This window comes from Gottfriedia luciferensis (assembly GCF_002156865.1).
Classification (GTDB): Bacteria; Bacillota; Bacilli; order Bacillales; family Bacillaceae_G; genus Gottfriedia; species Gottfriedia luciferensis.
The window spans coordinates 136,596-148,048 of the sequence record NZ_NCTA01000004.1 but is presented as its reverse complement, the minus strand read 5'-3'; the positions used below and the strand labels follow the sequence as shown (position 1 = coordinate 148,048).

The following is an 11,453-nucleotide window of genomic DNA, read 5'->3' as shown; positions in this document are numbered from 1 at the left end:
TTATACCATAGTTTAGAGAGGTATTAGGTAGAAAAAATCATTATATTAATGAAATGATTATGAATACGAAACTTTCCCTATTAAAATAAAGACATACTTTGAATTCACTAAAAATAAGAACATTGAACATATAGAAAAAAACCAGATCAATTTGAATTATCCATTGATCTGGTTTTTATTAGAAACTAGGAAGTTTTACTCCTGCTTTTAATTGCAATAGTTGAGATACTGTGACAAACTGATAACCTTGTTTTTGAAGGGCTGGTAAGATTTGCTTTAGAGCATTAATGGTTTGACTACGGTCTCCCCCATGATCGTGAAATAAAACGATATCCCCTTTTTTTGTGTCCTTTAACACATTCGATACGATTTTATAAACACCAGGATTTTGCCAATCAAACGTATCTTGATGCCAAGACCACATTACTGTTAAATACCCTAGTTCGTGTACTGTATTAATTGAACGCTCACTGTAGTACCCAAATGGAGGTCTAAATAAGACCGGCTCAACATGTGTCGCTGCAATAATCGCTTCGTGCGTTTTATGTAACTGATCTCTAATTTGTTCATCTGTTAAATATTGAAGTCTGGCATGACTGAATGTATGATTTGCTACTTCATGCCCCTCATTAATCTCTCGCAATGCAACGTTTGGATATTTCGCAACTCTTTCACCAACTAAAAAAAACGTTGCTTTCGCATTGTACTTTTTTAATAAATCCAAAACCTGAGGTGTATATTCATCATTTGGACCATCATCAAATGTAATTGCAATTACTTTTTCTTTTACAGGCACTTCCCATATCGCAGTGCCTTGCTTTTCATAATAGTAGCGATTTTTACTTTCAGCTCTTGCCTCAATAGAAGAAGATAAGACGAACTGTAAACTAACTAATAATAAAAGGAAAACTTTTAACTGTTTCAAAGCTCCGACCCCTTTTACACAGAATACTTATATGTTGTCTCTAAAATATTCTTTTATTCAGGGGCTATATAGATGATTTATTCTTAGCTATCTCCTCTTGTTAGTTCAAATTCATCAAAATCATTCGCAATATATGTATTTTCAAAAATCTCACGGGCTTCATTTAATAATTTAATTGAAGATTCACCTTGGTATCTTGCACTTATATGTGTTAAGTAAAGTGTTTCTATCCCTTCACTTCTAGCGACATTAGCGATTTGAGTACTTGTAGTATGGAAGTAGTCATATGCATGAGTTGATTCATCATCTGCAAAAGTTGATTCATGAACTAATATATCCATTCCTTTTGCCAGTAAATTACTTTTCTCTGTCATACGAGTGTCACCAGCAATTGCAATTTTGCGACCTTTTTTTGATTCACCAATAAAATCTTTCCCATTTAAAACTCTTCCATCTTCTAAAGTGACGTTTTTGCCTTCTTTTAAAAATTTATAAACTGGTCCTGGTTTTACACCTAGTTTCTTTAATTCCTCTACTTTCAATTCTCCTGGAAGGTCTTTTTCAATAATTTGATAACCAAATGATTGAATCCCATGCTCAAGCTCAATAGCCCGAACAATAAATTGATCATCTTCAAATAGAATACCTTCAGTTGTTTCAATATAATGTATTGGATATTTTAAGTATGTACCACTAATTCTAAAACTTGTCTCTACATATTCCTTTATTCCTTTAGGTCCATAGATCGTTAATAGATCCTCTCCACCTAAAAACGTTCTACTACTTAATAATCCAGGTAACCCAAAGATATGATCTCCATGACAATGAGTAATAAATATTTTCTCGATCCGTCTTGGTCTAATTGAAGTATGTAAAATTTGATGCTGTGTTGCTTCTCCACAATCAAATAACCAAGTCGTTCCTCTTTCCTCTAAAAGCTGCAATGCAATACTCGTTACATTTCTACCCTTTGATGGCATTCCTGCTCCCGTTCCTAAAAATACAAGCTTCACTATAAATGCCTCCATCTGATTAATTTCTACTTGTAACAGTACCATTTGTACATAAAAATGCCAACACTTTAAGAATGATTTATGAAATGAATGGGAAATTTACACAAGAGTACATCTAAATAAATTAACTATTCATGGAGGAAAACAATGCGAAAACGTTTTTTCCACATCGTTACAATTTCGATACTTGCTAGCATTACATTAACCAGCTGTAGTACTCGTAATAATAATGTAAGTGGTTCAGATAAAGATAAAGATTTTAAAATTGGAGTTGTCATGAGTAAAACTGAAATTCATGATAAAGGATTCAATCAAGCTGTTTGGGAAGGTATCCAAAAAACCGCCAAAAAACATCATTGGAAGGAAAATAAAAATTATGTAAAAACTAGTCCTCATTCAGAAAAAAACTTTGAAAAAGAATTAATGAAATACTCAAAGAAAAAATATGATTTAATCTTTGGAATCGGCTATTCATTCCAAAAAGGTATGTCAAAAGTTGCAAGTAAAGAAAAAAAATCAGATTTTGTCATAATCGATGGAATTGTTGAAAAACCAAATGTTGTAAGCGTAACTTTTCGCGAAGAACAATCAGCATTCTTAGCTGGAGTCGCGGCGGCAATGAATACTAAAACGATGAAAGTCGGTTTTATTGGAGGGATGAAAGATAAGTTTATTAAAAGATTTGAATACGGATATCGGGCTGGTGTCAAATCAGTTGACCCTAAAATAAAAGTAAAGACAAAATTTGCTAATTCATTTGATAAACCAAAAGATGGAAGTAATTTAGCTAGTACCTTATACAAGGACGAAAATGTTGATATCATCTTTCAAGTGGCTGGTAAAACAGGGTTAGGTGTTTTTTCCGAAGCAAAAAAATTAAAGAAAAGCGGTAAAAAAGTTTGGGTTATCGGTGTGGACCGAGATCAATACAAAGAAGGTTTACCAGAAAATGTAACACTTACTTCTGCTATAAAAAGAATAGATAAAGGTGTAGATGAAGTCATCACAAAAAAATTAAAGGGCAACTTCCAAGGTGGTAGAATCTTAAGATTTGGTATAAAAGAAAATGGAATTGGACTAGCGAAAACAGACAAAAATTTAAATGAAGACACAAAAAAAGAAATAAAATTATATGAAGCTAATATTAGAACCGGGCATATTGAAGTACCTGAAAATAAACAGGATTTCGAGAACTTCTCACCTGTAAAACCTAAAAAAGAAGAGATAAAAAAGAAAAAAGTTAAAATTGGTAAATAAATAATTAAATATCTTGTCCAATTATACAAGTATTGAGCATATAGTATAATACCATCAAAAAGTTAGGTGTGATACTATGTCGATACATGATTTCATTTTACTCTTCTATTGTTTAATCATTTTTTTATCGGTTCCAATTGGATATCAGTATGTTTCAAAAAAAACTAAACTAACTGGTCAATTCTTACCTTATTTAGTATTATCTCTTGTTATTGTATTAGCAGATGGAATCCTGTCAATATTGGTATGGTCATTATTTACGACAAAGATGGACACTTTCTTATATATCGGCGGTTTACTCACCGGTATGATTTTCACATCAATGTGTGGTTTATTCTTGTTATTCGTATTACTCTTAAGAAGAAAGCATTTTTTAAACTCATTTATTAAGCTAAAAAATGCTCGAATCGAAACAAATCAAATTCCAAAAGAAAAACCAAACAACAATGACATAATTAATTTAAAGAAATAGATTTTAAACTCTATTTCTTTTTTACTTTTTTTAGTTAAAAGCTCTGTTAAAAAAGAATGTTGATGATTTCCGTTCCAGGATGCCATTTAGAGCAGGAACAAGGAAGGGCAGAGATATTAAAAACTTTAGAAAATTTTATTGATCCTATATTCTTTTCCTGCCTTCCCTGCTTCTCCTGCTCTTTTCTGTCTCCCACCTTCCACTCAAAAATCTTTCTCAAAAATGTGTTTTGTAAATATCCAGTTAAAAGAAAAATTTAAATTTAAGAGCGTATAAATTGAGATTATGTTTTATTTTTGTTTATACTTTCTATAACTGATTTAGGAGGTTTAAAAAATGAAAGTTACAATTTATTCGGACTATGTATGTCCATTTTGCTATTTAGGAAAACAACCACTTGAGGAAGCACTAAAAGAAGTTTCCGATGTAGAGGTTGAATGGAAGCCATTCCAATTAAGACCAGAAGGTACTGAGCCACTAAGTCCGAATAGTTCATATATTCAACAAGGATGGAAATTTGGCGTTCAACCGATGGCACAAAAGCTTGGAGTTGAAATGATTTTACCAACGATGGATCCACATCCTTCAACGAAAAAGGCACATCGCGGATTTTTATTTGCTGAAGAAAATGGAAAAGGATCTGAATATGCTCAAGCTGTATTAGCTGGATTTTGGAAAGAGGGCAAAGAAATTGGCGATGTAAACGTTCTTGCAGATTTCGCTGAAGAACTTGGCTTAAATCGCTCTGAATTCATTGAAGCAATCTCAAGTACAAAATATGATTCATCAATCCAAAATCCTAATTTTATTAATGCTGTTCCAACATTCATCATTGGAGATCAAGTTTTGCAAGGTGTTCAAAGTAAAGAAGCATTTGTTCAAGCTTTAAATAGCCAAAAACTTGTTGAACAATCTTCATTAAGCTGTGACATTGATGGAAACTGTTAATGCTAACTAGAGGTGTTTTTTAACACCTCTCTTTTTTATTTTGGATTTCTTTTTGAATTTTTGTTATTCCTCAGATTAACAGAAAAAAAACTGTAAAATTATTTCACAGTTTTTTTTAATTGATTCCAATCAATTACATACGGATTACCACCTAAATTTTTTCGCAATTTCTTATTTATCATTAATTGTTTCATTAGTATTTCAGATTGTATTAATTTTTCTCCATATCCACTTCCATCGTAATACATTGGCTTCTTCTCCAAACAAACACCCCCAATTTCTTTACAATTGATTGTATTCGCTTTCACAATTAAAGATACATTGATTTTGAATTTCCCATAAATTATAACTAATTATAGAAACGATCGTATTAACTGTCTTATATTAAGGCTCTGTTAATGTTAATTGTTGATACTTTACAATACACATTTTTGAGAAAGATTTTATACAATTTAAAGACATTGATTGGAGTGGAAGGTGGGAGACTCCTATGGGAGTAGCGGGAAGGGTGAGACCCCGCAGGCTTGCCGAGGAGGCTCAGCTCACGCCCCACGGAAAGCGAGTTCCCTGTAGTGGAAATCAACAGAGCTGCTTATTTACAAATTATCAATTTTTGATGAACAAAAGCTAATTACTTTTCTTGTATGAAAAAGGGAAATACTTCAAATACTTCCTTTAATAGTTAGAAATAAATGATTTGTGATCTGTTGGTCAAAAAGGAGAAATCTATGCATTGGTATGAAAAACTCAATCAATATTTTCCCATTGAAGAAATGAAATCAAGAGAGCATATGGAAACATTATTAAAAGAAAGGCCTGATATTTATCATAAAGATGAAGGTCCACATCATGTATTGATGTATGCTGAACTGGACGATTTTGTGTTTATCGATTACTTATTCGTATCCAAAGATGCCCGTGGTCAAGGCTTGGGCCATAAACTGATAGAGAAACTTAAGAAAAAAGGTAAACCGATTATATTAGAAGTCGAACCGATTAATTATGAAGATACAGATACAGAAAAGAGACTTCACTTTTATAAAAGGGAAGGATTTGAGCATGCTCAATCGATTGGATACAGTAGACGATCTCTTGCCACGAAAGAAACAAATTCAATGGAGATTTTGTATTGGTCCCCTTCAAATGAGAGTGAAGAAATGATTTTCAATGCAATGAAAAAGACATATAAAATGATCCACACCTATAAGGACAAACACTTTTATGGGGAATCTTATGAACCAGTTCAAGAAGTCCTTACCTTTAAAGAAGATAAACCTAGCCAAAACCTTTTGGATGAAATTTAGGACTAGCCTATAATCTTTTTTTACAATTTCATAAATGCTTCGTTTTACATAACGAATTTAAATGGCTAGAGATTCAGAATCATTTCTGTATTTTTAGCCATTCTCAGTTTTTAAGATAAGAAAATTTTAATCCAATAAAACTAAAAGGTGAAATTTTTTTCATTTTGTTTTCATTTTGTTTTCATTTTTATCATTTATGATTATTTTCAGAGAGAGATCTTAGCTTTATGAACCTTTTTGTTTCAATTATTTTAAGAAGTGAATTTAAATAGATCCCAATTTCGTAGGATGTGATTTTAATGAATATAATTGAAAAAATTGATTTATGGGCACTTAAGTCACCAAATACAATTGCATTTAAAAATTTTAAGGATGAAATATCATATTACCAATTAAAAATAAAATCGGATGCATTATCAAATTGGATTTTAAAAAGTTTAAATGATCCAGAAAAAAGTCAAATTATTGTATATGGTCATATGCAAGTTGAAATGTTGCCAGCGTTTTTAGGATGTGTAAAAGCTGGTCACGCATATATCCCTGTCGATGAATCAACACCAATCGATCGTTTAAAAAAGATAATCGATAATTCAGCTTCTCAATTAATTATTCTATTAAATCCAGAAATGGATTTTGAATACGAAGATACAAAAATTTTGGGAATCGATCAACTACAAAAAATATTTAAACAAGCGGAGAAGATCGATTGTTCAAAAGAATATTGGGTTAAGGAAGATGAAAACTTTTATATTATTTATACGTCTGGAAGTACAGGTGAGCCAAAAGGAGTTCAAATATCATCGATATGTCTAGGAAGCTTTATTGACTGGATGTTAACTGATTTTGGAATTACTCAAAACCAACGATTCCTTAACCAAGCACCATTTTCATTTGATTTATCGGTAATGGATCTTTATCCTTGCCTTGTATCAGGAGGAACGCTTGTTGCAATCGAAAAGCATTTAATTAATAAACCAAAAGAAATGTACAAATTTCTTGGAGAGTCGGATGTGGAAATATGGGTATCAACCCCGTCATTTGTAGAAATGTGCATGATGAATAAGGAATTTAATGAATCATTAATGCCAACAATTAAATCATTCTTTTTCTGTGGGGAAGTATTGACGACAAATTGTGCTCAGAAATTACTTGAAAGGTTTCCGAGTGCAAATGTGTTTAACACTTATGGACCGACTGAAGCAACAGTTGCAGTCACTTCAGTAAAAATTACAAAAGATATAATTTTAAATAATGATACACTACCTATTGGAATTCCTAAGAAAGATACAAACATTTCAATTGTAAATCATAATGGCGAACCATTACCTGATGGTGAAAAAGGTGAAATAATAATTTCAGGACCGAGTGTAAGTAAAGGCTATTTAAGAAATCAAGAAAAAACAAATGAAGTATTTTCAAAACATCAAGGTGTATTTGCTTATAAAACAGGCGATTCGGGGAATTTTATAAACGGTCTATTATACTATACAGGTCGGATTGATTTACAAGTTAAACTTCATGGTTATCGTATTGAACTAGAAGATATTGAAAATAATATACAAAAAGTTCCATTAGTAAAAAATGTAGTAGTTATTCCTAAAGTAAATCAAGGGAAGTGTACTGACTTACATGTGATTGCTGTGGTAAAAGATCATAAATTTGAAAAAGAATACCAATTAACTAACTTCTTGAAGAAAGCTCTTGTTCAGTATATGCCGACTTATATGATACCAAGACAGTTTAGCTATGTAAGCCAATTACCAATGACATCTAACGGGAAAATAAATAGAAGATTACTGGAAGAACAATTTGTAAAAAACTAAATAAACGAGGGATAGAAAATGAAAAATATTCGTGAGCAAGTTTTAGAAATTTTAACTGATTTATGTAATACAGAAGAAGTAGTAGATAATCCAGATGTACGACTATTCGAAGAAGGTTTGCTTGATTCATTTGGAACGGTTAATTTATTAGTAGAGATTGAAGAAAAATTGGGGATAGATGTAACAATTTCAGATTTTGACAGAGAAGAATGGTCTACGCCAAATAATATTATCTCTATTTTAGAATCAAAAATAGCCTAAAAAGTAAAATCTTAGTTTATGTTAATTGTTGAAAAAAAGATTTTAGAATATAAAATATAGAATATTTAAAGAAAAAGATTGGAGTGAAAGGTGGGAGACTCCTATGGGAGTAGCGGGAAGGGTGAGACCCCGCAGGCTTGCCGAGGAGGCTCAGCTCACGCCCCATGGAAAGCGAGCATCCTGAAACGGAAATCAACCTTCTTTTTCAACAAACTAGATAAAGAAAAGCTCCAAAACAATTTGCTTGTTTTTGGAGCTTTTTTTCTTGAACATTAAAATATATTAAGTGGATTTATGGTTTAAAAATGCTTCCATTGCTTGATCGATATAAACCCATCCTTTTAAGCTGATATGGAGTGAATCTCTGAAGAAATACTTTTCATATTCATGACTGGATAAATCTGCAATATCGAAGCCAGATGAGCGAATTTCATTACTTACTTTTTTATAGTAGTTCGATCGATTTTCTTTTTTAAACCCCGTGTAATCATAGAAATATCCATTAACTGGAATGACGATGAATAATGGTTTTGCATGAGCACTTTTCAATAAATCTAAAACAAGCTGAAGGTCACCATATTCAGGAGATACATTGTAGGAAACCTTCGTATTTATATTCTTTAAATCATTTATTTTATTAGCAAAATGAAATGAATAGATGCTATTTCTAATTCCAAATGGATTATTAGTTGAAGTTTTTTCTCCTTGCTTCTCAGCCATTTGTAACAATTCGCTATAAGATTTATTTTCAGGAGTTGTGTAATGATTACTATTAAAAATCCTAGCACCAACGTTAAACTTTGATAATGCTATGTCTTGTTTCTTAACAATCGATAAATAAGGATTTACAAGATAATTTGCCATAATATTATCTGCTGGTTGATTTGTTTTTTCACCAATCGAATTTTTTAGAACAGTACTTAACATATGATCATTTTTTACAATCGAATAATCTAATAGTCGATGAATAGCTCTTTTTTTTATGTCGATTGGAATTTGATTATTGTTCGCCAATTCAATTGCTTGCAATTTTGAAAAGTTAGGCGAAAATCTTGCTTCATCTAGGCCTCTTTTATTGAACCACTGAGGTGATACAATGAAAACGATTTGTTTGTCCTTTAAATAAGGATAAACAGAAGATAGGCTTAGAAAATGAATAAGAGACTGCGTTCCACCTCTACCGATTAAAAAAGGTGTATATTTCGGATCATACTTTTCAAAAAAATTAGATGGATGAAATGAATCGAATCTTAAAAGTTCTGATGAACCATAGATGGGGACGAAATTTGGTTCTTTCATAACTTCCTTTTGTACTGCAATACCTTGAAAAACAGTCGTACTAAGAGAGTTTGATAAATGGTTTGCTGTTTGTTTGTTGACGACCCCAGAGATCCATTGATTTGGTATGCTAATTAACAATATAACGATAATAAAGGCCAAAATTATTGGTCCAAAAGTTGGTTTCTTCATTAAAAACCTCTCTATAAAAATAAATTATTTAAATAATGTTCCGGAAAATATTAAAAATCCAAAACAGATAAAATGGAAAGTTACGATAATTGATAAAATATCAGTAAATTTTGATCTTGGTATTAATTTTTTTGATTTTATTTTTCTTTCAAATAAATCGTAACCAATAATTAATGCTGCATGATAAATACCGTACACAATATAATGAAGTTCCAGTCCGTGCCAAAGACCCATTAAAAAAAATAAGGTGAAATAAGCGATATAAGAAATCGTATATCGATTTTGAATAATCTTCTTTTTGCGAAGTAAAAATACTAGCCTCATATAAATATAATCTCGAAACCAAAAAGATAAAGTCATATGCCAACGGTTCCAAAAATCTTTTATGTTTCGACTGATAAAAGGTCGATTAAAATTTTGAGGAGTATGAATACCTAATAAGTAACTCACTCCAATTGCAAATGCGCTATAACCAGCAAAATCAAAAAACAGATAAAAACTATAAGCATACATATAAAGTAACTTCAAAATAAACAATTTTTCATGTAAGTAGACATTTGAAAGAATATATAAATTAATTGCATAAGCAAGAATAAATTTATATAGAAAACCTCTAAAAATAAGATTAATTCCGTTTAATAAAAGTACTTTGTATTCACCAGGTGCATAGTCATGATCGTAATCATTCAAAAATCTTCTATATCTGTCAATCGGACCCGAAGTGAATGCTGGAAAAAATAAAAAGAATTGTAGAAATTCCATAATTGATAATTCTTTTATTAAACCATCCCTTATTTCAATTAAAATTTGAACCGTTTTAAATGTTACATAAGAAATACCTAAAAAACCTAGGATTGAATGAGTAAGAATAAAAGGTTGAATTTTAGTTAAAATCAATGGCAAAATTGATAATCCAATTAACGTATAAAATAGCATTGAACTATTTTTGTCTTTACGATAGTTTTTGTAAAAAATGACGATTAATAATTCAAAAATAGTAAAACAAATAAAAAAGAGTAGCTGGTTTAAATCATTTTTAAAAATAAGTAAAACGAGGATCCAACCAACAATTGTACTGTAAGTTTTTATTTTCTTTCCTTTTAAACCGTATAAAACGATTGGTATAAATAAAATAATTAATAATAAAAAATAAATTAAATTTCCGTATGGTACCATCTGCTTACCTCTATGTATTTGATATTAAAATTCATTATAAATAAATGGAGCTGAATTTGAAGATTTGCAAATGTAAAAATAGATTAAAAATAGAATAATTATTAAATAATAGCTCGTTTTAAAAACCCATTTAATTATAGGCTTTTGTAGAAATTGAATCATTTTCTTTTCTGCCAATGTTTTTTCTCCTTCTAACTTTTTACTGATTAGTATCTCCAAATAATAAATTTTTTCGTGGAGAAACTCTTTGGTTTGTAGACTGGTTATTAGTTTTTAAATCTTTTTTTCACCTAAATAGTATTGCATCATCATATAATATCATATTAAAAATCGAAGAAAGATTATATTTCACTAATAATTTATTATTTTTTTTAACTATTTGGGTGATCAGAAGACATTTAGAAGTGAAGTGGGTAAAAGAATGTAGATTATAAAAATAAGGTGATCAAAGCAAACTTTTGGAGGCACTTTCTTTTAGGTTTTGAAATTTGCATCCTAAGATAGGTGGGGGTATTTTGGGGGCACTTTTCGTTTGTAGTTTATATTATCGATCATTTTATTGATTATTAGCAGATTTTTATCCATTTAATTATGCGTTTTTGAAAGAAATAGAGTAAAATTTGTTGTTTTTCATTTCAAATAATCTAAATTGTACACTTTTTAGTTTAAAATACTATAACCGGTATAGGTAATTTTTTACTTTATTTGCGATTCTTTTGATTTAATTGCAGTTCATGTTACTACACTTCCTATAAGTTCTCACTAAAAAAAGAGGATATCCCAAATTGAGACATCCTCTCTTCA

At 30.6% G+C, this 11,453-nt stretch carries 12 protein-coding genes; 6 read left to right on the top strand and 6 right to left on the bottom strand.

All coding sequences use genetic code 11. From position 1 onward, the window contains the following. Positions 1-178: 178 nt before the first annotated feature. Positions 179-925 carry a polysaccharide deacetylase family protein gene (locus B7R67_RS05330; RefSeq protein WP_088068254.1) on the bottom strand — a complete coding sequence of 249 codons (747 nt, stop codon included), beginning with the start codon at positions 923-925 and terminating at the stop codon, positions 179-181. A gap of 83 nt (positions 926-1,008) precedes the next feature. Further along, positions 1,009-1,938 (bottom strand): ribonuclease Z, encoded by a 930-nt coding sequence (gene rnz / locus B7R67_RS05325; protein WP_088068252.1) that lies wholly within the window; start codon positions 1,936-1,938, stop codon positions 1,009-1,011. A 147-nt stretch (positions 1,939-2,085) separates the two neighbouring features. Between rnz and B7R67_RS05320 the strand changes: the two genes are divergently transcribed. The 3 genes from B7R67_RS05320 to B7R67_RS05310 all read left to right on the top strand — a co-directional run bounded on the left by B7R67_RS05320 (position 2,086) and on the right by B7R67_RS05310 (position 4,615). Further along, positions 2,086-3,195 carry a BMP family lipoprotein gene (locus B7R67_RS05320; RefSeq protein WP_088068251.1) on the top strand — a complete coding sequence of 370 codons (1,110 nt, stop codon included), beginning with the start codon at positions 2,086-2,088 and terminating at the stop codon, positions 3,193-3,195. Between the two features lie 76 nt (positions 3,196-3,271). Then, complete coding sequence (locus B7R67_RS05315; RefSeq protein WP_088068249.1) at positions 3,272-3,667, top strand: hypothetical protein; 396 nt, start codon at positions 3,272-3,274, stop codon at positions 3,665-3,667. Between the two features lie 336 nt (positions 3,668-4,003). After that, entirely contained in the window at positions 4,004-4,615 is a 612-nt protein-coding gene (locus tag B7R67_RS05310; RefSeq protein WP_088068247.1) for a DsbA family oxidoreductase, read from the top strand. 98 nt (positions 4,616-4,713) lie between these two features. Here B7R67_RS05310 and B7R67_RS22045 read toward each other — a convergent pair whose 3' ends face one another. After that, positions 4,714-4,878 (bottom strand): hypothetical protein, encoded by a 165-nt coding sequence (locus B7R67_RS22045; protein ID WP_158095034.1) that lies wholly within the window; start codon positions 4,876-4,878, stop codon positions 4,714-4,716. A 465-nt stretch (positions 4,879-5,343) separates the two neighbouring features. Here B7R67_RS22045 and B7R67_RS05305 point away from each other — a divergent pair, with 465 nt between their 5' ends. The 3 genes from B7R67_RS05305 (at position 5,344) to dltC (ending at position 8,003) form a co-directional block, all read left to right on the top strand. Next, entirely contained in the window at positions 5,344-5,919 is a 576-nt protein-coding gene (locus B7R67_RS05305) for a GNAT family N-acetyltransferase (protein WP_088068245.1), read from the top strand. A gap of 299 nt (positions 5,920-6,218) precedes the next feature. Beyond that, positions 6,219-7,742, top strand: coding sequence for a D-alanine--poly(phosphoribitol) ligase subunit DltA (gene dltA, locus B7R67_RS05300; protein WP_088068243.1), 1,524 nt, complete (start codon positions 6,219-6,221; stop codon positions 7,740-7,742). 18 nt (positions 7,743-7,760) lie between these two features. Continuing rightward, on the top strand, positions 7,761-8,003 hold the full coding sequence (gene dltC, locus B7R67_RS05295; protein ID WP_088068241.1) for a D-alanine--poly(phosphoribitol) ligase subunit 2: 243 nt from the start codon (positions 7,761-7,763) through the stop codon (positions 8,001-8,003). Positions 8,004-8,285: 282 nt separating this feature from the next. Here the strand turns inward: dltC and dltD are convergent, their stop codons facing one another. From dltD to B7R67_RS22825, 3 genes are read right to left on the bottom strand one after another with little or no spacing between them, the layout of a single operon-like run. After that, entirely contained in the window at positions 8,286-9,473 is a 1,188-nt protein-coding gene (gene dltD, locus B7R67_RS05285; RefSeq protein ID WP_088068236.1) for a D-alanyl-lipoteichoic acid biosynthesis protein DltD, read from the bottom strand. Positions 9,474-9,497: 24 nt separating this feature from the next. Beyond that, the gene (dltB, locus tag B7R67_RS05280) at positions 9,498-10,649 is read right to left on the bottom strand and encodes a D-alanyl-lipoteichoic acid biosynthesis protein DltB (RefSeq protein ID WP_088068234.1); all 1,152 of its coding nucleotides are present in this window, start codon (positions 10,647-10,649) and stop codon (positions 9,498-9,500) included. A gap of 24 nt (positions 10,650-10,673) precedes the next feature. Next, positions 10,674-10,811: a teichoic acid D-Ala incorporation-associated protein DltX gene (locus tag B7R67_RS22825; RefSeq protein WP_142289522.1), complete on the bottom strand. Its 138-nt coding sequence runs from the start codon at positions 10,809-10,811 to the stop codon at positions 10,674-10,676. Between the last annotated feature and the right edge of the window lie 642 nt (positions 10,812-11,453).

Excerpts from the sequence above, each read along its gene's own strand:
- B7R67_RS05320 (WP_088068251.1), top strand. The coding sequence starts at position 2,086 with ATGCGAAAACGTTTTTTCCACATCGTTACAATTTCGATACTTGCTAGC.
- B7R67_RS05315 (WP_088068249.1), top strand. The coding sequence starts at position 3,272 with ATGTCGATACATGATTTCATTTTACTCTTCTATTGTTTAATCATTTTT.
- B7R67_RS05310 (WP_088068247.1), top strand. The coding sequence starts at position 4,004 with ATGAAAGTTACAATTTATTCGGACTATGTATGTCCATTTTGCTATTTA.
- B7R67_RS05305 (WP_088068245.1), top strand. The coding sequence starts at position 5,344 with ATGCATTGGTATGAAAAACTCAATCAATATTTTCCCATTGAAGAAATG.
- dltA (WP_088068243.1), top strand. The coding sequence starts at position 6,219 with ATGAATATAATTGAAAAAATTGATTTATGGGCACTTAAGTCACCAAAT.
- dltC (WP_088068241.1), top strand. The coding sequence starts at position 7,761 with ATGAAAAATATTCGTGAGCAAGTTTTAGAAATTTTAACTGATTTATGT.
- dltD (WP_088068236.1), bottom strand. The coding sequence starts at position 9,473 with ATGAAGAAACCAACTTTTGGACCAATAATTTTGGCCTTTATTATCGTT.
- dltB (WP_088068234.1), bottom strand. The coding sequence starts at position 10,649 with ATGGTACCATACGGAAATTTAATTTATTTTTTATTATTAATTATTTTA.
- B7R67_RS22825 (WP_142289522.1), bottom strand. The coding sequence starts at position 10,811 with ATGATTCAATTTCTACAAAAGCCTATAATTAAATGGGTTTTTAAAACG.